The organism is Gordonia sp. OPL2, from assembly GCF_003797825.1.
In the GTDB taxonomy this organism is placed as follows: Bacteria; Actinomycetota; Actinomycetes; order Mycobacteriales; family Mycobacteriaceae; genus Gordonia.
On record NZ_RKME01000010.1, the window covers coordinates 128,303 to 151,067 of the forward strand.

The following is a 22,765-nucleotide window of genomic DNA, read 5'->3' on the forward strand; positions in this document are numbered from 1 at the left end:
GGAGGTGTCGGCCCCGCGTGCTTCCATAGGGAGCATGGCCCGCCGTCGTGAGTACCCCGCCGCCTCCGGTGGTACAGCGCTGCGTACTCGCCTGATCGCCACCTCCGGCGGACCCGGCGGCATCGATCGGGTGTGGCCGGCCGATGTCCGAGCGGTGATCGACGGTGACGTCGCGACCGATCCAGGTCGACCCTGGTCTCCAGTCCGGGTACACGGTGGACCGGGCACCGGCAAGACCTCACTGGTCGTCGACGCGGCGGTCTCCCGTCTGCTCAGTCCGGACGTCGACCCCGAATCCGTTCTGGTGCTGGCGGCGTCGAGGCGTGCCGCGGCGTCGTTGCGTGAGGAGATCACCCGCCGGGTGCTCTCGGCCGAGGGGGACGTCGGTGGGGGACAGACCGCTGGTGACGCGGGGAGCCGGGCCCTGCGCGAGCCGCTGGTGCGCACCGTGCACTCCTATGCATTCGCGATCCTGCGGCTGCAGGCGTCCGCGCACGGCAACCCGCCGCCGCGCCTGATCACCGGTTCGGAACAGGACATGGTGCTGCGCGAGCTCCTCGCCGGCGACATCGAGGACGGTGCCGGCTACTGGCCCGAACGTCTCCGCCCGGCCCTGGGCACCGACGGGTTCGCCCAGGCGCTGCGCGACCTGATGATGCGTGCGGCCGAACGCGGCGTCGGGCCCGAGGAGCTCGCGGCACTCGGACGCACCCACAAGCGGCCCGAATGGGTGGCGGCGGGGCACGCCTACGCCCAGTACGAGCAGAACATGCTGCTGCGCGGCGTCGTCGGGGCGGACGCGCCGGGGGCGTCGGCACCGGCCGTGGACGCCGCCGAGCTCGTGGGCTCCGCGCTGTCGGCGTTCGGCACCGATCCGGACCTCCTCGCCGGCCAGCGGCGGCGCATCCGCCATCTCCTGGTGGACGACGCCCATCATCTCGACCCGCAGGCGGCCGCGCTGGTCACGCTGGTCGGCACCGGCACCGCGACGACGATCATCGCGGCCGACACCGACCAGTCGGTGTTCGGATTCCGTGGCGCCAGCCCGCGGTTCGCCGACCATCTGGTGGAGCCGGGCTCCTCGCGGGACATCGTGTTGGACAGTGGTTTCCGCAATCATCCGGAGATCGCGGCCGTCGGTGCCGCACTGGCCTCGCGCCTGCCGGGCGCGCGTCCGCATCCGTATCCGGTACCCGCACAGCACCTCTCGGACGTCGACGATCCTTTCTCCGGTGCGGAGGTGAAGGTCTACAGCTCCGGCGCGAAGGAGGCGACCGCGGTCGCCGACCTCCTGCGACGGGCGCATCTGTTCGGCAATGTGCCGTGGTCGCGGATGGCGGTCATCGTCCGGTCGGTGTCGTTGGCGCTGCCAGCCCTGCGACGGGCCTTCCGATCGGCCGGGGTTCCGGTGACGACGCCCACGAGTGACCTCCCGCTGCATCGGCAACGCGCAGTGACGGCGCTGATGCAGGTGCTGCGAGCCGTCGCCGCGCGCGAATCCGCCACCGACGTCGACGTGGACGCCGAATCCGTGGTCGAGGTGTTCGGTGTCGACGACGCGGTGGCGCTGCTGTCCGGTCCGGTCGGCGGCGCTGATCCCGGCGCGCTGCGCCGGCTGCGGCGCGGGGTCCGCCGATTCGACGAACGCAACGGTGGTGGTGCCGCGACGGATTCGCTGATCGCACTGCGGCGGGCCGTTCTCGACCGGGCGACGGCGGGCCGGTACCTCGATGCGCTGACCGACGCGGAGGCACGTCCGCTGCAGCGGGTGCTCGATGTCGTGGACGCGGCCGATCGCGTCCATCGGGCCCGGCGAGGCGTCGAGGAGACCCTGTGGGCGGCGTGGCAGGCCACCGGTCTGGAGCGGCGGTGGGCCGCCGCGGCGATCCGCGGCGGCCCGGCCGGTGAACAGGCCGACCGCGATCTCGACGCGGTGATGGCGATGTTCGAGGCGGCCGCCAACTTCTCCGACACCTTGCCCGCGGCGGGGCCGGCCGGCTTCGTCCGCTATCTGGGCGCACTCCAGATCCCGCGGGACAGTCGGTTGGCCGGCGCGTCGGCCGACGCGGTGACCGTGCTGTCGGCGCACGCGGCGGCGGGCCGGGAGTGGGACGTCGTCGCCGTGGCCGGGGTGCTCGACGGGCTGTGGCCGTCGTTGCGCAGTCGCGGGAGCGTGCTGGGCACAGGCCAGCTCGTCGACCTGCTCGACGGGATGGACCCGGACGCCCTGGACACCGTGGCGCGCACCACATCCGCGCTCGCCGACGAATGTCGACTGCTGCTCGTGGCGTGCACCCGGGCCCGCCGTCGGCTGCTCGTGACCGCGGTCGAGGACGGCGGTGGCGAGGCGTCACCGTCACGGTTCGTCGGCGAGATCGCCGAGGCGCTGACCCGGTGGCGGGGTGGCCCGGTGGCGGACGTCCCCGACGTGGATGCGCCGCTCGACGAGTTGCCCCTGGACCCCGGGGTCGACCGCGTCCTGTCGTTGCCGTCGTTGATCGCGACACTGCGGTCCGCGGTGGTCGCTGGAGCCGCCGAACCCGGCACTGACCCCGATCCGCGCACCCGGGCGGCCGCGGAACTGCTTGCCGAACTGGCGGATTCCGACATTCCCGGAGCATCTCCGAAAGACTGGTACGGACTGGGCGGGCCCAGCACCGACGTTGCGCTGTGGACCCCGGAGCGGGGACCGGTGATGCTGTCGCCCTCGAACGTGGAGGCGCTCACCCGATGCTCGCTGCGCTGGGTGCTCGAGCGTCACGGGGGCCGCGACGGCGACGGCACGCCTGCGCTCACCGGCACCCTGGTCCACACGCTCGTGCAGGCCGTCGCCGGTCAGATCGACCCGGCGGAGGTCACCGCGGCGCTGCGGGGGATCTGGGACCGGGTGGACACCGGTGCCGCCTGGTACTCGGTCCGCGAGCTCGAACGCGCCGAGGGCATGCTCGCCAATTTCCGTGACTGGCTGCGCATCTCGCGGGACGATCTGGCCGAGATCGGGGTCGAGGCGGAGATCGACGCGACCGTGCCGACCACATCGGACGAGGGCGATGGTGGCCCCGACATCCCGGTACGTCTCCGCGGCCGGATCGACCGGCTCGAACGCGACGAGCAGGGTCGTCCCGTCGTCGTCGACGTCAAGACCGCGAAGACCGCGATCACCAAGGCGGACGCCCAGGACCATGCCCAGCTGGCCACCTATCAGCTGGCACTGGCGCTCGGCGGTGCCGAGGGTGCGGGCACCACTGAACCGGGCGGCGGACGGCTCGTCTACGTGTCGGCGGCGAACAAGAACACGGGCGCCGCTGAGCGTGTCCAGGACGCACTCACACCGGAGCGCGTCGACGAATGGATCGCGGTGGTCCGGGCCGCTGCCCGCGCGAGCGTCGGCCCCGGTTTCGCGGCCACCCTCAACCCCGGATGCTCGCACTGTGCCCTGGCCACCAGTTGTCCCGCCCAGCTACGTGGAAAGACGGTGATCGATGACTGACCGTCCGGACGGCCGCATGATCTCGGCCGTCGCACTCGCCGCGGCCCTCGGATTGCCCACCCCCACACCGGAACAGGTCGCCGTCATCGAGGCGCCGATGGAACCGGTCCTCGTCGTCGCGGGTGCCGGTGCCGGCAAGACCGAGACGATGGCCGCCCGAGTCGTGTGGTTGGTCGCCAACGGCCTGGTCGCTCCCGATCAGATCCTCGGCCTCACCTTCACCCGCAAGGCGGCGAGCGAACTGGGCGTCCGCATCCGCCGCCGACTGTCCATGCTGGCCGGCTCACCGGCTCTGCGCACCTGGGATCCGGACGGGACCATCGCCGCCCGCCTGCGCGGCGGCGACCCCGAGGTGAGCACCTACCACGCCTACGCGGGCCGACTCATCGCCGACTACGGTCTGCTTCTGCCGGTCGAGCCGCACTCGACGTTGCTGTCGGAGACCGAGTTGTGGCAGATGGCGTTCTCGGTCGTCAGCAACTGGACAGGTGAGCTGAACACCACCAAGGTGCCGGCGAGCGTCACCGAGGCGGTCCTGAAGCTGTACGGGGAGATGGCCGAACACCTCGTCGACACCGACGAGCTGTGTCGCGCAGGCGACGACCTGTACCGCATGATCGAGACCCTCCCGAAGGGGCCGCGCCAGCGCGACACCCCGACCCAGGCCCTGCTGAAGGTCCGCGACGTCATCGACGAGCGTCGCGAACTCATCCCGATGGTGGAGACGCTGGCCGAGACGATGCGCGCCGCCACCGCCCTCGACTTCGGCAGTCAGATGTCGCTGGCCGCCCGGCTGGTCATGCTCAACCCGGAAGTAGTTGCCGCCGAACGGGAATCGTTCACCGCGGTACTCCTCGACGAATACCAGGACACCGGGCACTCCCAACGGATGCTGCTCGCGACGCTGTTCGGGGTGGCGCCCGGTGCTCGTCGCGGCGTCGCGCCGGCCGGTGGGAGTGTCGCCGTCACCGCCGTCGGCGATCCCATCCAGTCGATCTACGGCTGGCGCGGCGCCTCGGCCGCGAACCTGCCGCGGTTCACCGACGACTTCCGCCAGTCCGACGGCTCACCCGCGGTTCGTCTGGAACTGCTCACCAGCTGGCGCAACGCGGTCCACGCACTCCGTCTGGCCAACGAGACGTCGGAGGAGTTGCGGCGCCGCGGCATCCCGGTGAGCGTGTTGCGCCCACGTCCGGACGCCCCGGTGGGGACCGTGCACCTCGCGCTGACGGAGACCGTGGTCGACGAGCGACGTTGGGTCGCCGATCATGTCGAGCAGCATTACAAGAGCGCGGAGACGGCGGGACAAGCGCCCCCGACCACCGCGATCCTGGTGCGACGCAACGAGGATTCCGCGCCGCTGGCCGCCGAGCTGGAGAGTCGCGGCATCCCGGCGGAGGTCGTCGGGATCGGCGGACTGCTCCACGTCCCCGAGATCGAGGACATCGTCGCGATGCTGCGGGTGATCGCGGATCCGATGGCGGGCACCGCCGCGATGCGTCTGCTGACCGGAGCGCGATGGCAATTGGGTGCCGGTGATCTCGCGGCACTCTGGCAGCGCGCCCGCGAACTCGCCGTCGCCGATTTCCACGCCTCCAACGGTGTGGTCGCGACCCGCGAGGAACTCGACACCGCTCTCGATGCGGTGTTGCCGACGGAGATCGTCGATCGCGCGGGCATCGCCGACGCGATCGTCGATCCCGGTGAATCCCACCGGTACAGCACCGAGGGTTTTGCCCGAATCCGGGCCTTCGGCGGTCAGCTCGAGTCGTTGCGTCGCCGGATCGGTCAGCCGCTGCCCGAACTCGTCGCCGACGTCGAGCACACCATCGGGGTGGCCGTGGAAGCGCAGATCCGGGCGCACCGGATGCGGGGCGCGATCACCGGTCGCGAACATCTCGACGCGTTCGCCGACTACGTGACCTCGTATGCGGACCGGCCCGGCGCGAATCTCCCGGGCCTGCTGGCATTCCTCGACACGGCCGAGACGATCGAGAAGGGCCTGGAACCCGGGCGTATCGAGGTCGCCGAGCAACGTGTGCAGATCCTGACCGTGCACGCGGCCAAAGGGCTCGAATGGGATGTCGTGGTACTGCCGCACCTGTGCCACAACATCTTCCCGGGGGGCCGCGCGGACACGACCTGGTTGGGGAGCGCCAAGGAACTGCCGGCGTCGCTGCGAGGTGATCTCGCCGACGGAACCGACGCGGAGGGCTTTCCCGCGCTCGATCTGCGGTCTGTGTCCGACCGTAAGGAACTCGAGGCCGCACTGACCGAGCACCGCGAGGCGATCTCGCAGCGGCGCCTCGAGGAGGACCGCCGCCTGCTGTACGTGGCACTGACCCGGGCCAAGCAGTCACTGCTCGTCTCCGCCCATCACTGGTCGGAGACGGGGGACCGACCGCGCGGCGGATCGGAGTTCTTCACCGAGATCGCGACGATCGTCGCCGCCGCCATCGCCGATCCGACCGTCGACTCGACCGGCATGGTGATCGACATCGATGCGCCCGAGCCGGCCGCCGACGCCACCAACCCGCTGGCCGACGAAGTTGTCAGCGCCGCATGGCCGCGCGACATCCTCGGCGAGCGTCGCGACGCCGTGGCCGCCGCGGCCCGGATGGTGCTCGACGCCGTGGCCGATCGGGACGCCCCGGCCCTGTTCGACGCCCCCGCCGACGACACGCCCGCGTCGTCGGCCGACGACGTTGAGATCACCGCCTGGCGGGCCGAGGTCGCCGCACTTCTCGCCGAGCACCACCGGACGAATCAGGCAGAGGTGGATGTCGAGTTGCCTGCTCATCTGTCGGTGAGTCAGCTCGTCGAGCTCGACGCCGACGAGGCCGCATTCGCCCGACGACTGCGGCGTCCCGTGCCCTTCCAGCCCAATCCGACCGCCCGGCGCGGCACCGCGTTCCACGCGTGGGTCGAGCGGTGGTTCGGCGCGACCAGACTGCTCGACATCGACGAACTTCCCGGTGCCGCGGATGCGACCGCGTCTCCCGATGCCGACCTCGAGGAGTTGCGGGAGGCGTTCCTGTCGTCGCGGTGGGCCAACCGGAGTCCGACGGAGGTGGAGGTGCCGTTCGAGACGGTCATCGGTCCCACGGTGATCCGCGGGCGCATCGATGCGGTCTTCGCCGAACCGGACGGCGGCTGGCTGGTCGTCGACTGGAAGACGGGGTCGGTGCCCGAACCGGCCCGCCGGGAATCACTGTTCGTCCAGCTGGCCGCGTACCGGATCGCGTGGGCCCAGCTGTCGGGCGTTCCGCTGGAGAAGGTGCGCGCCGCATTCCATTACGTACGGTCGGGATACACGCTGGAACCCGACGCTCTGCCGGACCGTGCGGCACTCGGCGCGCTACTCGCCAAATAGGCTACATTCGGCTCTTGTGAAGCAACGTCGGGCGGGATGCTGATGGCCAAGCGTGGCTTTCGCCGTCGTCTGCGCGGTGAGGAGCTGGCCGACCGGCCCGACTACGCGCTGGTCGGCGTCGTCCGGATCCCCGAACTGCAACAGAGTCCGGGTCGTGCCATCGGCAAGCGGGTCGTCTTCGCCGTCGTCGCCCTGTTCGCAACGGCCATCATCGTCTATCTGGATCGCGATGGCTACCGGGACGTGCAGGACAATCCGCTGTCGTTCCTCGACGCGATGTACTACTCCGCGGTGACCCTCTCGACCACCGGCTACGGCGACATCACCCCGTTCAGTCCGTCTGCGCGGTTGATCAACCTGCTCATCATCACCCCGTTGCGTGTGCTGTTCCTGATCGTCTTGATCGGCACCACACTGGAGGTGCTGACCGAGCGGTCCCGGCAGGCCCTCAAGATCCAGCGGTGGAGGAACAGCGTGCGTAATCACACGGTCGTCATCGGCTTCGGCACCAAGGGCCGGACCGCGGTCGACGCCATGATCGGCGACGGCATCAAGCCCGCCGAGATCGTCGTCGTCGACGCCGACCCAGACGTGCTGGAGGCTGCGGCCGCCGAAGGACTCGTCACCGTCCGCGGCGACGCGACCAAATCCGACGTGCTTCGGCTCGCCGGAGTGGCCCACGCGGCCAGCATCGTCGTCGCCGCCAACCGTGACGACACCGCCGTGCTGGCGACACTGACCGCGCGCGAGCTCAACCCGCGCGCGAAGATCGTCGCCTCCATCCGGGAATCGGAGAACACCCACCTCATGCGTCAGTCGGGGGCGAACTCCGTCGTCGTCTCCTCGGAGACCGCGGGCCGGCTCCTCGGCATCGCCACCATGACGCCGTCGGTGGTCGAGGTGATCGAGGATCTCCTCACCCCCGACGCCGGATACGCGATCGCCGAGCGCGAGGTCGACCCGACCGAGACCGGCGGTTCGCCGTCGCACACCCGCGACATCGTGCTCGGGGTGGTGCGCAACGGTGTCCTGCACCGTGTCGATGACAGTGAGGTCGAACAGATAGAGGTCGGCGACCGATTGCTGTACGTCCGCAAGGGCGGACAGGACTGATGGCGATGTTCTTCCTCGATCAGCCGCCGATGCTCTCGCGCGCCACCTTCGACCGGGCCGACGAGATCCGCGACGATCCCGACCGCATGGCGTCGGGGTGGCCGACCGCACGGGTGCTGCTCGTCGACGGGAACGGCCGCTACCCGGTCGCCGACGGTGGCGGCCTGCACTGGCTCGATGCGACGCACCTCGGCGCCGAGCCGCCGGCCGACGCGGTCTTCCTGGGCCTCGACTCCGGCGGCAGGGATCTGTGGACGCGCCGCGTCGATCACATCGACGGCCCCACCGACGACCCGCGCCGCGGCGCCCACGGCCTCGACGCCGACGAGGCCGGTCTTCTCGCCACCGCCCTCGGCATCTTGAATTGGCATGCTACAGCTCGTTTCTCGCCAGTCGACGGATCGGTGACCGCGCCCGCCCGCGGCGGTTGGGTCCGGCGGCACGCGGAATCGGGCGTCGACGAGTTCCCGCGGACCGATCCCGCCATCATCACGGTCGTGCACGACGGCGCCGACCGTGTGCTGCTCGGTCGGCAGACGGTGTGGCCCGACGGCTGGTACTCGACCCTCGCCGGCTTCGTCGAACCGGGTGAGTCGCTGGAACAGTGCGTGCGCCGGGAGGTCCACGAAGAGGTGGGCATCACGGTCCGCGAACCCCGCTACCTCGGAAGCCAGCCGTGGCCGTTCCCGCGGTCGCTGATGCTCGGCTTCGCCGCGATCGGCGACCCCGACGAGCCACTGGCATTTCTGGACGGCGAGATCGGCGACGCCGCCTGGTTCGACCGCGCGGAGGTCATCGAGGCACTCGAGCAGGGCGGCGAATGGGTTCGCGCCGACGGCGCGGTGGGGACCGGCACCGACGAGCGACGCCTCCGTCTGCCCGGGTCGATCTCGATCGCACGCTCTCTGATCACCGCCTGGGCCTACGCCGACCGCTGAACCCCCGCCTCGGTCGCCACCCCTCGGTCCCCACGCGTGCGGCGGACGGTCCGACGGGAACAGTCGCGCGATCCGTGCTGTTATGGAGGCATGAGCAATGTGATCGACGACGACGCCTCGGCCCGTGTCTCCGACACCGGAGAACTGACCATGTACACGACCAGTTGGTGCGGCTACTGCGCGCGACTGAAGACCGGGCTCAAGAGCCTGGGCCTGACCTGGCAGGAAGTCGACATCGAGCTCAACCCCGACGCCGCGGAGTTCGTCGGCAGCGTCAACGGGGGCAATCACGTCGTCCCCACCGTCCTGTACGCCGATGGCGCCACGGCGACCAACCCGTCCATCGCCGAGGTCAAGACGAAGCTCGGTCTCTAGGCGCGCGTCGGCGGTTTCGGGCCTGTCGGTGCGGTCTCTGACCCCGTGCCGCCACCGGCGGGCGGTGTCGGCGCCGGGTGGCATAGTGAACCGGTGCCCGAACCCCAGCGCATACTCGACGGTCTCGACCCCGAGCAGCAGCGAGCGGTCCTGGCGCCCCGTGGTCCCGTGTGTGTGCTCGCGGGCGCAGGTACCGGCAAGACCCGCACGATCACGCGCCGCATCGCGCACCTGATCGACAGCGGACAGGTCAATCCCGGTCATGTCCTGGCCGTCACGTTCACCACCCGTGCCGCCGGCGAACTGCGTTCGCGCCTGCGCTCGCTGGGGATTGCCGGTCCGGGAAACTCGGTTCAGGCCCAGACGTTTCACGCCGCCGCGATGCGGCAACTGCGGTACTTCTGGCCCCGCGGCCTCACCTGGGAGCTCCTCGATCACAAGCTCCCGGTGGCCGCGCATGCTGCGCGCGAGGTCGGGGTCACCACGACCAGCGAGTCGTTGCGTGACCTCATGTCGGAGATCGAATGGGCCAAGGGGTCGCTGATCACCCCCGACCAGTACGCGGTGCGCGCACCCGCGGCCGGCCGCGACATTGCCTTCACCGCCGAAGTGGTGGCCGAGGTCTTCACCGCATATGAGAAGGCGAAACACCGTGGCGCCCACCTCCTGCTCGACTTCGACGACCTCATCATCTTCGCCGCACAGGTGCTGCGCGAGCGGGAGGCGGCGACCGACTTTCGTTCGCGTTACCGGTGTTTCGTCGTCGACGAGTATCAGGACATCACGCCGGCGCAGCAGGCGTTGCTCGATGTCTGGCTGGGGGAGCGGGACAACCTGACCGTCGTCGGCGACGCGAACCAGACCATCTACTCGTTCGCCGGCGCCACCGCACACCACCTCCTCGACTTCACCCGCCGGTACCCCGACGCCACTCTCGTGCGTCTGGAGCGTGACTACCGCTCCACGCCCGAGGTGGTCTCGCTGGCCAACCAGGTCATCGGTGCCGCGAACGAACGATCCCCGGGCACCCGCCTCGAACTCATCGGCCAACGGCCGCGTGGCCCGGTGCCCAAACCAGCCGAGTTCGCCGACGACATGCGCGAGGCGAACGGGGTTGCGGCACAGATCAAACATCTGATCAACTCCGGCACGGCCCCGGCGGAGATCGCCGTGCTGTACCGGGTGAACGCGCAGTCCGAACGCTTCGAGGAAGCCCTCACCGAGGCCGGGATCCCCTACCAGGTGCGCGGTTCGGAGGCCTTCTTCACCCGCACCGAGATCGTGCAGGCGATGCGCAAACTCACCGCCGCTGCCCAGCGGGACGACCTGCCGGCCGATCTCCCGACCATCCGACTCGCGCGCGCCGTCCTCGCACCGCTCGGACTCTCCGATGACGAACCTGCCGGACCGCACGCGAAGGCCCGATGGGAGTCGTTGCGCGCGTTGATGTCCGTCGTCGAGGATCTGATAGCCGAGGAGCCGGGGATGTCGCCACAACGCCTCGTCACCGAGCTCACGATGAGATCTGAGGAGCGACACACCCCTGGCCACAAGGGGGTCACCCTCGCCTCTCTGCACGCGGCGAAGGGGCTCGAATGGGACGCCGTCTTCCTTGTCGGGCTGACCGAGGGGTCGGTCCCGATCACCCAGGCGGTGGAACGTGGAGACGACGCCGTCGACGAGGAACGCAGGCTGTTCTACGTCGGGATCACCCGCGCCCGCGAGCACCTGTATCTGTCGTGGAGCCTGTCGCGGGCAGGCGCCGGCCGCGCCACCCGGCGACGTACTCGCTTTCTCGACGGCATCGATCTCGACCCTCGACGCAGTGGCCGATGCAGCGTGTGCGGCGCAGAACTGGTCAACCCGGAATCGCGTGTCCGCGGTCGGTGCGCGAGCTGCCGCATCGAGGACCGCGACCCCGCCCTCCTTCACGCCCTTCGCGGGTGGCGAGAGGAGCAGGCACGTCTGCGAGGAGTGCGCGAGCGTGCTGTGCTGACCGACGCGATGCTCGAGGCGATCGCCGAGCAGCGACCGGCCGATGTCGGATCACTGGCGGCCATTCCCGGCATCGGACCGGTGAAACTCGACGAGTTCGGCGGGCAGTTGCTCGATCTCGTCAAAAGTGCAGGTCAAAAATAGGTTGTGCGATTCCTGCCCGGCCCCCTAGTCTGGATTCGTCAGCACGGGGCGGTACCTGTTTGTCCGGACAGGCCCCCTCTATGTGGAAGCCAGCGAGCACAGAAAGGAGCGGATCAGTGAACGGAATCAACATCCAGGCCGGCGTCAGCTTGCCTGTGGCCAAGCCGTGCATGGCTGACGTCATCGATGCCCTGTCCCGTCGCGACCGCTTCTGGGTCGACGCGACCCCTGCGCATCCGGTGGCCATCCATCCGGCAGCCGAGCTGGTAGCAGCCGCACCCGCCGGCGCCGAAGCCGCCGCAGCGCGAGCGACGCAGCGGTTCCCCGTGCAGATACTGAAATCCGTGGAGTAGCTGACTCCGCACCATTTCGGGCCACGGGCGAATCGCAGAGGCGAACCCGTGGCCCTTGTTGTGAATGCCCTCGCCGATACTCATCCGCCGATGAGCATCGAGGTCGACATTCCACATCGGGACTCGGGTGCAACACCCAACACGAGCAGATGTGGAGAGCAGAATGACTGTCGAATGCGTTCTCGAATCCTGTCTTTCGGCGGACCGCGTGTCGGCTGAGCGTCTGGACCTGCCCTGCCAGGTGGCCGACGCCGACCTGTGGTTCGCCGAGGACCCCCGAGATCTGGAGCGGGCCAAGGCCATGTGCGCCGAGTGCCCTCTCCGCGAGGCCTGTCTGCAGGCCGCTCTCGAGCGCTCCGAACCCTGGGGGGTCTGGGGCGGCGAGATCTTCGAACGCGGTGCCGTGATCGCGCGGAAGCGCCCGCGTGGTCGGCCGCGGAAGAATGCCGCGTGAGCGATGCGGGATGGTCGCCACCGGGCGGATCACGTCGGCGTGCCCTTCGTGACGCTTCGCTCCTCAGGGATCGATTGGTACCTGAGGAGCGAGCCCGTCGTGACGCTTGGCTCCCCAGGGATCGATTGGTTCCTAGGGAGCGGGCCGTTGGTGGCGCTTGGCTCCTCAGGGATCGATCGGCCCCTGAGGAGCGAGCCTGCGAGCGTCACGAAGGGTCGACCCTCCGGCCACCACTCAATCCGCCAGGCCGGGAACCCATTTCTCCATGATCGACCGGTACGGCGCGTTGGCCTCGAGCTGTGAGGCGATGCCCACGCACCCTGCCAGCACCCGGAACACCATCACATAGTTCTTGGGCACGTTGAGATTTCGCGATGTCTTGTAGACGTCACCGCGCACATCCGTCGCCTTTCCGGCCGCGCGCTGCATCCACTTGCGGGTGAAGTGGAATGACTCCGCGTACAGCGGATCGACATACGGCTTGAGATAGGCCTCGATGTCGTCGGCGCTCACCCGATCGGCATGCGACCGACGGATGAAGTCGGTCTGCACCATCAGTTCCTTGAGCTCCTCGTAACGCTTGTCGCGTGCGAGTCGCAGGATCGGGCCGGTCTCGGCCGGCAACCCCTTGGGGTAGTGGCCGACCGCGCCGAAGTCGAGGACGCCGAATCGTCCGTCGTCGGTCAGGAAGAAGTTGCCCGGATGCGGGTCCCCGTGCAGCAGGCCCACCCGGAACGGTGAACTCACCTCGAACGTCGCCATCTTGGCGGCCGCGTCATCGCGGGTGGCCTGATCCCCGGTACTGATGATCCGCGACAGCGGAGTGCCGACGAGCCACTCGGAGACGACCACCTTGGGTGCGCTGGCGACGACCTTGGGTACCACGAAGTCGGGGTCACCGTCGAAGGCCTTCGCGAACGCGCGCTGGTTGTCCGCTTCGCCGAGATAGTCGAGTTCGGCTTCGGTGCGGTCGATGAGCTCGTCCATCATCGCCTTGACGTCGGTCCCCGGCGACAGCTTCTGCAGCAGCCCCGACATCCGCGACAGCGTCTTCAGATCCGCTTTCAGCGCGTGGTCGGCACCGGGGTACTGGACCTTCACCGCGACCTCACGGCCGTCGGACCAGATGGCCTTGTGTACCTGTCCGATGCTCGCCGACGCAGCAGGCTCGTCGGAGAAGTCGCGGAATCGCTCGCGCCACTTGGTGCCGAGTTGCTGATCGAGCACTTTGTGCACCTTCGCCGCGGGCATCGGCGGTGCCTCGGCCTGCAGCTTGGTCAGTGCCTCACGGAACGGCTCGCCGAACTCGTCCGGGATCGCGGCCTCCATGATGGACATGGCCTGGCCGACCTTCATGGCGCCGCCCTTGAGCTCGCCGAGAACGGAGAACAGTTGTTCGGCAGCCCGCTCCAGCATCTCCTGCTGGACCTCGTCCTTGTCCCTGCCGACCATGCGTTTACCCAGACCGGCCGCCGCGCGCCCGGCCATACCGATGGGCAGCGACGCGAGTTTCGCATTGCGTCGACCCTGCCCCCGAGTGATGTCGCTCATAGCGTCCTTTCCCCACTTCAGGATAGAGGACCCGACGACGATGATCCTCGAGGCGTCCGATCAACCTGCGTAAGCCGAGGCAGGGTGGCAATCACACAGCGGGTGCGGTAACCACTCGACCATCTCGAGCCGCGTCGGACCGGTATGGAACTCCAAGGCGCGGTTGAACAGTTGTGGCGTCGGGGCCGCGGAACCGGACCACAGAGCGGTCGCGAGCTGTTCGATCTGTTCGTGGGCGAGTGCCGCGGTGCCGCGGATGGTGGCCGCGCTCGCATAGCCGGCGTGCGACACCATCTGGGCGGCCAGCAGCGGCCAGTCCGGCTCGAGGGTGGTGCGGTGGTGATCCGCGCATCGCAGACAGCTCGAGAGGCCGGGCAGCACCAGCGGCCCGATCACGCCGACGCCGTCGCGAACCCGCACCGGGAGATGTGGAACACGGGCTGCGTTGAGCGCGTTGACGATCGCCGGATCGTGGACGAGGTAGTCGGTGAGCACGACGAGGTTGGCGTTCCATCCGTCCACGGTGTTCGGCGAGGTGGGGCGCCGGGCCGAGCGGCGAGGAGCCATCCCGACCTCGCTCAGCGACGTCGCGAGCAGATCGCCGAGAGGTCCGCGACCGTGCAGCCGGATCCGCAGTGCGGACGAGGACCGGCCGAAATCGGTCGGCACCGCGTGCCCGGCGGCCACGAGCTGTCCGACGATGCCGGTCAGATCCAGAGGGGTCAGGCCTATCGACCGCGCGCGCCGCACCATCTCGCCGCGCGACCGCGGTCGGGTCAGGTCGCGGAGCAGGTCCGCCACATCGGTGGCGGTGACCGGCGGTGTCAGATCGAGGATGAGGCTGCGGCGCGGGTCGCTCCCGACGTGCACTCGGTTGCCCGGGCGGACGAGCACCGGCGTGCCGGAACGCACGAGCGGCAACACGATCGGGAGCTCCGAGGATCCATCGTCGGGGGAGTGCGCCCCGGTGACCTCGGTCGTACGCCGGCTGACATCGGACATGGCGTCACTCTGCCACCCACCCGGGCGCCGAAACGGGGTGCGCAGGGGTTGTCCACAGGCTCGTGGCCGGTGGGGATGTTCAGGACGAGGATGCCGGACCGCGGGGCGGATCCTGGTCATCGGTGTCGCCGTCACCGGGACCGCCGGCGTCGGTGTCCCCGGCGTCGTCGGGAGCGTCCTTCGTCCGCTCGGCTCGCTCGGCGGCCATCGTCTGCTCGAGCTGGGCGATCGGGTCGTCGAAGGTGCTGGCGCCGCCACCGATGACGCCGTCGATGAATGCGGCCGGATGGTCGAGATCGTCGGCGTCGGGCATCAGGTCCGGGTGGGCCCACACGCCGTCACGTGTGGTGATGTCACTGGCCGCCAACAGGTCTCGCCAGAGCGCCGATGCCTCACGCACCTTGCGGGGGCGCAGTTCCATGCCGACCAGGGTGGCGAACGTCTGCTCCGCCGGACCCCCCGACGCACGCCTGCGACGCATCGTCTCGGTCAGCGCGACCGAGCTGGGAATCCGGTCGTCGAGCGCTCGCGACACGACCTGCTCCACCCACCCCTCGATGAGGGCCAGCAATGTCTCCAGGCGTGCCAGGGCGGCCTTCTGCTCCGGGGTCGTCGTCGGCTCGAAGGACGCCGACGACCCGATGAGTTCCTCCAGTTTCGACGGATTCGAGAGCAGTTCCTGCGGATCGACTCCGGAGGTGAGATCGGCGATGCCGCTGAAATCGATGCTGATCCCGCGTGCGTACTCCTCGACCGTGGACAACAGGCGCTGCCGCAGCCATCCGACGTGGGTGAACAAGCGGACATGGGCGGCCTCGCGGGCGGCGAGGAAGACGATGATCTCCTGGGCCGGCTGTTCGAGGCCGTCGGCGAAGGTGGCGATCGCCTCCGGCAGCAGTACCGCGACGCCCTCGGGGGCCAACGGCAACCCGATGTCGGTGGAGGTGAGGACCTCCTTGGCGAGCTGTCCGAGCCCCTGTCCGAGTTGGGTGCCGAATGCCATGCCGCTCATCTGGGTGAGCATGCCCATCATCGGACCCGCGAACTGCGCCGCCTCTGGTGGCAGATTCTGCTCCCACGTGCGCGACAGCTGCGTGGCGACCGGATCGCACAGCCGTTTCCACGTCGGCATCGACTCCTCGAGCCACTGCACAGGCGTCCACGCGACCGAGCGGCTGACCCCGCTCGGGAAGGTCGTCACGTCGTCGATCCAGACCTCGGCCAGCCGGACCGCATCGACGACGGCCTGTGTCTCCTTGTCCAGCACCGGGGTGAAGTTCCCGATCTGCTGACGGGCGAGATTGGTCGCCACCTGATAGTTGACCGGCCCGCCGCCGGACCCGGAGGTCATGCCGGCCCCCATCCCGCTGAACATGTTGCCGAGTTGCGAGAACATCTGGCCGAGCTGAGAGGGATCGAACGATCCCGGGTCGAATCCGCCCTCGCCGCCCATCGCGAAACCGAACGGGTTCTGCGCGCCTCCGGATGCCGCGCCGCCCGACGACGCGTCGCCGCCGGCTCCGGAGTCCGGACCGTTCTTGCCGCTCTTGTCGCCGCGACGGCGGTCGTCGTCGTCACCGGAGGGGGAGAACCCGAAGGGCAGATCATTCATGGCTCCACGGTACCGCCACGATTTCGCCCGGTCAGTCTTCCCGCGTTCGCCTTGAGCGTAGGAGGCTCAATGGTCTCCGGCGACTGCTCGGCCGGCCGACCCCGTCCCGCGAGATCGGGTCGAGGAGGTCCATTACCCTGAGCGGAATGAGCTTGCAGCCCGGGCATCGCCGGTTGGCGACCGTCGTCGTCACCGCGCTCGTCTTCGTGGCCCTGCTGTTCGTCGGCACCACCGTCCAGGTCCCGTTCGTGGCGCTCGGGCCGGGCCCGACGGTCAACACCCTGGGCAGCGTCGACGACAAGGAGGTCGTCGACATCTCCGGTGTCCCCACCGATCCGACGACGGGGAACCTGAACCTGACGACGGTCTCGGTGACCGACGGGATGTCGCTGTTCCAGGCACTGGGGATGTGGATGTCGGGGACATACACCCTTGAGCCACGGGACCGCCTGTTCCCGCCGGACTCCACACCGGACCAGGTACGTGAGCAGAACCAGCAGGACATGACCGGATCGGAGGACAGCGCGACCATCGCGGCGCTGCGCTACCTCGATCGTCCTACCGAGCTCGAGGTCGCGACGGTCGCCGAGAACGGCCCGGCTGCCCAGGCGCTGAAACCGGGCGACCAGGTGATCTCGGTCGGCGGAACCCCGGTGTCGACATCGTCGGAGATGCAGGCCGCGGTCAAACGCAACGCACCCGGCACCGCTCTGCCGATCGAGATCGACCGCGGTGGCGTCCGGCAGACCGTGACGGTCACCCTCGCGGCGCGGCCCGACGACCCGAAGGTCGGCTACCTCGGTGTGACGCCCGAAGTGGTCAATGCCGATCCCGCACTGAAGATCTCGTACAACGTCGGCGACATCGGCGGTCCGTCGGCCGGGATGATGCTCACCCTGGCCGTGATCGACCGGCTCAGCCCGGGCGAGCTGACCCACGGCAAGTTCATCGCGGGGACGGGCACCATCGACGAGAACGGCACGGTCGGACCGATCGGCGGGATCACGCACAAGACGCGGGCAGCCCGCGATGCCGGGGCGACGGTGTTCCTGGTGCCGCAGGCCAACTGCGCCGAGGCCGCATCGGATGCGCCGGACGGCCTCACCCTGGTCAAGGTCGACAACCTGCAGGGCGCCGTCGACTCGCTGGACGCGATCGGCGACGGGAAGTCGGCGCCACGCTGCTGAGCCGGCGCCGGCGGGTCGACGTCAGCTGTCGGGGTCGGCCGTGAGGGTCTGCGCCACGGCCGCACGGAGTTCGGGCGCGAGGTCGGCATGGGTGAGCAACTCCACGCGGCCCGACGGATCGGTCGCGGGTTCCTCGCCGGGCGCGGGACGCAGCTGCATCAGGCTCAACGACTGCCCACCGCGCAGCGCCCCGACGACCAGGCGCGCCGAACGCCGGCCGGGATGAGATCGGGCGGTGGCGCGGGCCGCCGCGTCGGCTGCGCCCGGGTCGTCCGGGGTGCCCAGCAAGGTGTCGAAGGCCGTGTCCAGATCGGACTCCGCCTCCGGCGGCAGCACCAGGATCTCCTGCACGAGTGCAGCCCCGACGACCATCGGTGGCCAGGCGGTGGTCGCGAGGAGACGCTCGATCGCGGCACCCGTCTCCGGACCCGGCCCGGCCACCTCGACCGTGTCCTGGACGACGGGACTGAGTTCGGAATCGTCGTCGGCATCGACCAACTCGGGTTGGGTGGCCGCGAGCGTCGCCGTCGGGACGAGGGCGAACAGCGTCGGCGGCTGACCCCAGCCGGCGTCGTCGACGAACTCGACGATGTCGCGCAGTGCCGATCCCAGCGCGTCGGGAGAGAGCTCGCCGAGGTCGCCGGCGGGTGGGGGCTGATCCGTCACCGCTCCATCTTGCACATGTTCGCTCCGCGATCGGCGAACTCGCCGCCGGAGGAACTCGGCGCACGGGTCGGACGTTGCCCATTCGACACGACGCCACCTCGCCACACAGCAGGGGTCGTCACGTCGGCGACACCGGCGCGGAGCCGACCGTCGGGCGGGCCAGTACAGTTGGGTGCACAAACCCGGCATGGTGCAGTTCGGGTCGGGCCGATGCCCGGAATGAGAACTTTGGAGAGTGGGTCAGGTGGGCGTACGCGGGCCGGCGGGCATGCCGACATTGTCGCGCAGGAGCAAGATCGCCATCGGGATCGGCGTGGCCATCCTGGTACTGCTGTTGGTGGGGCCACGGTTGGTCGGACTCGCGACCGACTGGTTGTGGTTCTCCGATGTCGGATACACACGGGTGTTCTCGACGATCGTCTGGACGCGGGTCCTCCTGTTCCTGGTGACCATGGTGATCGTCGGACTCATCGTCTTCGGCGCCATCGCCATGGCCTACCGCTCGCGCCCGGTCTTCGTGCCGGCGACCGGCCCCAACGATCCGCTGGCCCGGTATCGCACGACGGTCATGGGACGGACGCGCTGGTTCGCGATCGTGCCCAGCGTGCTCGTCGGACTTCTCGCCGGTCTGGTCACCCAGGGGTCCTGGGCGACCGTCCAGACCTTCCTGCACGGCGAGACCTTCGGTATCACCGATCCGCAGTTCGGCTTCGACATGAGTTTCTACGCATTCGATCTGCCGTTCTATCGCCTCGTGCTCAACCTGCTGTTCGTGGTCGTCGTGGTCGCGTTCCTGGCGAATCTGGTGACCCACTACCTGTTCGGTGGAATCCGGCTCGGCGGCGGCGGAAACCGTCCGTCGATCTCGACCGCTGCGCGCGTCCAGCTCGCGGCGCTGGCCGGTACCTTCTTGCTGCTGAAGGCGGTGGCGTACTGGTTCGACCGGTATTCGTTGCTGTCGAGTCAGCGCAAGCAGGAGATCTTCACCGGTGCGAGTTACACCGACATCAACGCGGTCCTGCCGTCCAAGCTGATCCTGATGTCGATCGCGATCATCTGTGCGCTCGCGTTCTTTGCGGGCGTGGTCCTGCGTGACCTGCGCGTGCCCGCGCTCGCGACTGCCCTGATGTTGCTGTCGGCCTTGGTGATCGGCGTCGGCTGGCCGCTGGCGATGGAGCAGTTCTCGGTGAAGCCGAACGCGGCGCAGAAGGAAGCGGAGTACATATCCCGCAACATCACGGCCACCGAACAGGCCTACGGGATCGGCAACAACCGCGTGACGACGCAACGGGACTGGACCTCGCAGCCGGTGACCCAGTCGACGGTGAACGCCGACGAGCCGACGCTGTCGAACCTGCGAATCCTCGACCCGAACATCGTGTCGCCGGCCTTCACCCAGCTGCAGCAGCGGCAGAACTTCTACGGGTTCCCGGCCCAGTTGGCACTGGATCGCTACCGGATCGACGACCAGCTGCGGGACTTCGTCGTCGCCGTGCGCGAACTCGATCCGAGCCGCTATTCGCCGCAGCAGCAGAACTGGCTGAACAAGCACCTCGTCTACACCCATGGGAACGGCTTCGTCGCCGCCCCGGCGAACCGGGTCAACGAGGCGGTGTCCGACGACTCCAACAACGTCGACGGCGGCGGCGAACCGTTCTTCTTCGTCAGCGACCTCAGCAACGTCAACAGCCCCGACTACAAGGCGAACGCGCCGATCAAGGTGACCCAGCCGCGTATCTACTTCGGTGAGCTGATCGCCCAGGTCGACCCCGACTACGCGATCGTCGGGTCGTCCGACGGCCAGCCGCGCGAGTACGACACCGCCGAATCCAAGTACACCTATGCGGGTGATTCCGGTGTCTCGCTGGGCAATTGGTTCAACCGACTGCTGTATTCGGTCAAGTACACCGAACGCAACCTGCTGCTGTCCGGCGAGATCAACAACAACTCGAAGATCATCTACAACCGGGATCCGCGGGACCGTGTGAAGCAGGTCGCCCCCTGGCTGACGGTCGACTCCAAGACGTACCCCGCGGTGATGGCCGACGGTTCGATCAAGTGGATCGTCGACGGCTACACCACCCTGGACAACTATCCGTACGCGCAGCGGACGTCGTTGCAGGCGGCCACCGAGGATGCCCAGGAACTCAATCAGGGCCAGACCGGCCGGACACAGATCAACCGACAGGTGTCCTACGTCCGCAACTCGGTGAAGGCCACCGTCGACGCGTACACCGGCAAGGTCACGCTGTATCAGTTCGACTCGAACGATCCGGTTCTCAAGACCTGGATGAAGGTGTTTCCCGGAACCGTGCAGTCGCGCGCCGAACTCGACAAGAAGCAAGACCTGCTCGATCACGTCCGGTACCCCGAGGATCTGTTCAAGATCCAGCGGAGTCTGCTGACCCGGTACCACGTGACGAACCCGCAGACCTTCTTCCAGGCCAACGACTTCTGGTCGGTTCCTGCGGACCCGACCACGCCGGACGCGGAAACGCGGGGGCTCGATCAGCCGCCGTACTACTTCGTGGCGTCGAGTCCGCGCGACGGCAAGTCGTCGTTCCAGCTGACGTCGGTGATGACTCGCCTGAACCGTCCGATCCTGTCGGCCTACATGACGGTGTCGAGCGATCCGGGCAGCTACGGGCAGATCACCATCAAGGAACTGTCGCCCAACACCCAGCGTGACGGGCCGAAGCAGGCGTTCAACCCGATGCAGACCGACAGTCGGGTGGCCGACAGCCGGAAGAGTCTGGAGAACACCGCCGACGTGACATTCGGCAACCTGCTGACGCTTCCGGTGGGCGACAACGGCATTCTCTACGTGGTGCCCATGTACGCCCAGGCACAGGGTCGTGAGGCCACGTTCCCGAGGCTGTTCCGCGTCATCACCCGCTATGAGGGTCGGGTCGGTTACGCGCCGACGACGGCAGGCGCGCTGCAGCAGGTCGGCATCGATCCCGGCCAGGCCGCGGCGGTGCCCGACCTCGGTGGCGGTGATCAGGGCGGCACCGACAACGACGGTGATCAGCAGGCGGCGGTGCCCGCCCCGAACACCGGCCCGCCGTCGGCGGAACGTGACGCCGCGGTGACCGCGATCGGAGATGCGCTGAGCGCCTTGAAGGATGCCCAGAGCAAGGGTGATTTCAAGGCCTACGGTGAGGCGCTCGACAGGCTGAACAAAGCAGTCGTGGCGTACGAGCAGTTGCCCGCCGGCAACTGATCCACCGCAACGGCGACGACGAGCCGGGGCGTACCAGGATCACCTGGTACGCCCCGGCTTTCGTTGTCGTCATCGGTGTCACCAGAAAGTCGGCGACACTGGGCGAGGTGCGGATTCAGTCGCGGTAGCGTCGCATGTAGCGCCCGAGTTCGGACTCGGTGTTGTCGGGCAGGACCGGACTGTGATGGTGGCGGTGCACCAGCGACAAGAAGATCGAGACGGCGCCGGTGAACGCTCCGATCATGAGCAGGCCGAACACGATCGCGGGTGCGACATTGCCGCCCGCCATCGACACCAGCCACAGCGCGGCGAAGGCAAAACCGCCGAGGACCAGTAGGTACCCGATCACGCTCATCGGGTGGTTTCCGTGGCTCTCGTGATGGGGTAGGTGATGAGCAGCCATCGTCTCCTCCTTCGGTAGGCGTATCGACAGGATACGCCCCTGTGATCTGAGTCACAGGGGGATCGACGAGCGTCGGGGCTCAGTGACGGTATTCGACCAGGTAGCGCGCCTTCTCCGCGCTCGACGAATCCGGGATGAGCGGGCTGTGGTCGAGGCGACGTGCCATGGTCGAGTAGATCACCGCAGCTCCGACCAGAGACAGCGCGCCGGCGACTGCCGCAGCGATGGCGGCGGGTCCCTGTCCCTGTGCCAAGAACGTCACCGCCAACCCGAGCGACGGGATGATGAACAGGACGAGCATGTAGGCGACGATGCTCATCGGGTGACGATCACCATGGTCGGCGAGGTGTCGTGGGGTCATGCTGGTCATCGGTGGTTCCTCCTCGAATCGATGCGCTCCACTCCTCACGATGCGCCCAGGAACTCGCCTCGACCAGGGACTTTGGGCCCGGCCGGCCGGGGTCGACGGTCGCTTCCTCTCGCCGCCGCACTCCGCGGGCGTATGGTGACGGCGATCATGTCGGGAGGGTGTGCGCCGGTTGTGCCACGAACCGCTGTCGGTGGGACTGACCCGCCAGTAAGGTGACGACGGCGCCGAGGGGCGCCGTTGGTCGTCGGGGAAAGGGCGGTCGTCGGATGCCTCCACTGTCTCGGTTGGCGCGGATCCAGATCGCGCTCGTCGTCGTGCTCGGGCTGCTCGCGACTGCCTACGCCGGTTATCGGTATGTCCACATCGAGCGTGCCGTGGGGATCGGGATCTACACCGTCACCGCGTCGATGAAGGATTCCGGGGGGATCTTCACCAATGCCGAGGTGACGTATCAGGGTGTGCCGGTGGGTCGGGTGGGTGCGTTGACGTTGACCAAGGATGGTGTCGACGTGAAGC

17 protein-coding genes are annotated in these 22,765 nt (G+C 68.6%); 11 read left to right on the top strand and 6 right to left on the bottom strand.

From position 1 onward, the window contains the following. The first annotated feature begins 34 nt into the window (after positions 1–34). From EEB19_RS12600 to EEB19_RS12635, 8 genes are all read left to right on the top strand, one after another. Complete coding sequence (locus EEB19_RS12600) at positions 35–3,490, top strand: ATP-dependent DNA helicase (RefSeq protein ID WP_187586696.1); 3,456 nt, start codon at positions 35–37, stop codon at positions 3,488–3,490. Beyond that, on the top strand, positions 3,483–6,863 hold the full coding sequence (locus EEB19_RS12605; protein ID WP_187586698.1) for an ATP-dependent helicase: 3,381 nt from the start codon (positions 3,483–3,485) through the stop codon (positions 6,861–6,863). The genes EEB19_RS12600 and EEB19_RS12605 overlap by 8 nt, the downstream gene beginning before the upstream one ends. 42 nt (positions 6,864–6,905) lie before the next feature. Continuing rightward, on the top strand, positions 6,906–7,976 hold the full coding sequence (locus EEB19_RS12610) for a TrkA family potassium uptake protein (protein WP_187586700.1): 1,071 nt from the start codon (positions 6,906–6,908) through the stop codon (positions 7,974–7,976). Next, positions 7,976–8,914 (top strand): NAD(+) diphosphatase, encoded by a 939-nt coding sequence (nudC, locus tag EEB19_RS12615; RefSeq protein WP_187586703.1) that lies wholly within the window; start codon positions 7,976–7,978, stop codon positions 8,912–8,914. Before EEB19_RS12610 ends, nudC begins: the two co-directional genes overlap by 1 nt. A gap of 90 nt (positions 8,915–9,004) precedes the next feature. Next, complete coding sequence (locus tag EEB19_RS12620) at positions 9,005–9,289, top strand: mycoredoxin (RefSeq protein WP_187586705.1); 285 nt, start codon at positions 9,005–9,007, stop codon at positions 9,287–9,289. Between the two features lie 93 nt (positions 9,290–9,382). Then, entirely contained in the window at positions 9,383–11,428 is a 2,046-nt protein-coding gene (locus EEB19_RS12625) for an ATP-dependent DNA helicase UvrD2 (RefSeq protein WP_187586707.1), read from the top strand. A 116-nt stretch (positions 11,429–11,544) separates the two neighbouring features. After that, the gene (locus EEB19_RS12630; protein WP_187586709.1) at positions 11,545–11,781 is read left to right on the top strand and encodes a hypothetical protein; all 237 of its coding nucleotides are present in this window, start codon (positions 11,545–11,547) and stop codon (positions 11,779–11,781) included. A 163-nt stretch (positions 11,782–11,944) separates the two neighbouring features. Then, positions 11,945–12,235 carry a WhiB family transcriptional regulator gene (locus EEB19_RS12635; protein ID WP_187586711.1) on the top strand — a complete coding sequence of 97 codons (291 nt, stop codon included), beginning with the start codon at positions 11,945–11,947 and terminating at the stop codon, positions 12,233–12,235. Between the two features lie 234 nt (positions 12,236–12,469). Here EEB19_RS12635 and EEB19_RS12640 read toward each other — a convergent pair whose 3' ends face one another. From EEB19_RS12640 to EEB19_RS12650, 3 genes are all read right to left on the bottom strand, one after another. Then, on the bottom strand, positions 12,470–13,786 hold the full coding sequence (locus EEB19_RS12640) for an AarF/ABC1/UbiB kinase family protein (RefSeq protein WP_187586713.1): 1,317 nt from the start codon (positions 13,784–13,786) through the stop codon (positions 12,470–12,472). A 60-nt stretch (positions 13,787–13,846) separates the two neighbouring features. After that, a complete protein-coding gene (locus EEB19_RS12645; protein ID WP_262365622.1) occupies positions 13,847–14,788 on the bottom strand; it encodes a hypothetical protein in 942 nt (313 codons plus the stop codon). Positions 14,789–14,867: 79 nt separating this feature from the next. Beyond that, positions 14,868–16,400 (bottom strand): zinc-dependent metalloprotease, encoded by a 1,533-nt coding sequence (locus tag EEB19_RS12650; RefSeq protein WP_187586715.1) that lies wholly within the window; start codon positions 16,398–16,400, stop codon positions 14,868–14,870. A 146-nt stretch (positions 16,401–16,546) separates the two neighbouring features. On the opposite strand from EEB19_RS12650, the gene EEB19_RS12655 reads away from it, so the two are divergent. Continuing rightward, complete coding sequence (locus tag EEB19_RS12655; protein ID WP_187586717.1) at positions 16,547–17,587, top strand: PDZ domain-containing protein; 1,041 nt, start codon at positions 16,547–16,549, stop codon at positions 17,585–17,587. A gap of 21 nt (positions 17,588–17,608) precedes the next feature. On the opposite strand, the gene EEB19_RS12660 is transcribed toward EEB19_RS12655, so the two are convergent. Continuing rightward, positions 17,609–18,253: a PPA1309 family protein gene (locus EEB19_RS12660; RefSeq protein ID WP_187586719.1), complete on the bottom strand. Its 645-nt coding sequence runs from the start codon at positions 18,251–18,253 to the stop codon at positions 17,609–17,611. A gap of 235 nt (positions 18,254–18,488) precedes the next feature. Between EEB19_RS12660 and EEB19_RS12665 the strand changes: the two genes are divergently transcribed. Beyond that, positions 18,489–21,476, top strand: a complete 2,988-nt coding sequence (locus EEB19_RS12665) for a UPF0182 family protein (RefSeq protein ID WP_187586721.1) — start codon at positions 18,489–18,491, stop codon at positions 21,474–21,476. Between the two features lie 115 nt (positions 21,477–21,591). Here the strand turns inward: EEB19_RS12665 and EEB19_RS12670 are convergent, their stop codons facing one another. Beyond that, positions 21,592–21,879 (bottom strand): hypothetical protein, encoded by a 288-nt coding sequence (locus EEB19_RS12670; RefSeq protein WP_187586723.1) that lies wholly within the window; start codon positions 21,877–21,879, stop codon positions 21,592–21,594. Between the two features lie 79 nt (positions 21,880–21,958). Continuing rightward, positions 21,959–22,249: a hypothetical protein gene (locus EEB19_RS12675; RefSeq protein WP_187586725.1), complete on the bottom strand. Its 291-nt coding sequence runs from the start codon at positions 22,247–22,249 to the stop codon at positions 21,959–21,961. A 266-nt stretch (positions 22,250–22,515) separates the two neighbouring features. On the opposite strand from EEB19_RS12675, the gene EEB19_RS12680 reads away from it, so the two are divergent. Continuing rightward, on the top strand, positions 22,516–22,765 hold a 250-nt coding region (locus EEB19_RS12680), incomplete at its 3' end, for an MlaD family protein (protein ID WP_187586727.1).

What these genes read in the sequence shown, in the direction of transcription:
- EEB19_RS12600 (WP_187586696.1), top strand. Translation starts at nt 35, where the DNA reads ATGGCCCGCCGTCGTGAGTACCCCGCCGCCTCCGGTGGTACAGCGCTG.
- EEB19_RS12605 (WP_187586698.1), top strand. Translation starts at nt 3,483, where the DNA reads ATGACTGACCGTCCGGACGGCCGCATGATCTCGGCCGTCGCACTCGCC.
- EEB19_RS12610 (WP_187586700.1), top strand. Translation starts at nt 6,906, where the DNA reads ATGGCCAAGCGTGGCTTTCGCCGTCGTCTGCGCGGTGAGGAGCTGGCC.
- nudC (WP_187586703.1), top strand. Translation starts at nt 7,976, where the DNA reads ATGGCGATGTTCTTCCTCGATCAGCCGCCGATGCTCTCGCGCGCCACC.
- EEB19_RS12620 (WP_187586705.1), top strand. Translation starts at nt 9,005, where the DNA reads ATGAGCAATGTGATCGACGACGACGCCTCGGCCCGTGTCTCCGACACC.
- EEB19_RS12635 (WP_187586711.1), top strand. Translation starts at nt 11,945, where the DNA reads ATGACTGTCGAATGCGTTCTCGAATCCTGTCTTTCGGCGGACCGCGTG.
- EEB19_RS12640 (WP_187586713.1), bottom strand. Translation starts at nt 13,786, where the DNA reads ATGAGCGACATCACTCGGGGGCAGGGTCGACGCAATGCGAAACTCGCG.
- EEB19_RS12645 (WP_262365622.1), bottom strand. Translation starts at nt 14,788, where the DNA reads ATGTCCGATGTCAGCCGGCGTACGACCGAGGTCACCGGGGCGCACTCC.
- EEB19_RS12650 (WP_187586715.1), bottom strand. Translation starts at nt 16,400, where the DNA reads ATGAATGATCTGCCCTTCGGGTTCTCCCCCTCCGGTGACGACGACGAC.
- EEB19_RS12655 (WP_187586717.1), top strand. Translation starts at nt 16,547, where the DNA reads ATGAGCTTGCAGCCCGGGCATCGCCGGTTGGCGACCGTCGTCGTCACC.
- EEB19_RS12670 (WP_187586723.1), bottom strand. Translation starts at nt 21,879, where the DNA reads ATGGCTGCTCATCACCTACCCCATCACGAGAGCCACGGAAACCACCCG.
- EEB19_RS12675 (WP_187586725.1), bottom strand. Translation starts at nt 22,249, where the DNA reads ATGACCAGCATGACCCCACGACACCTCGCCGACCATGGTGATCGTCAC.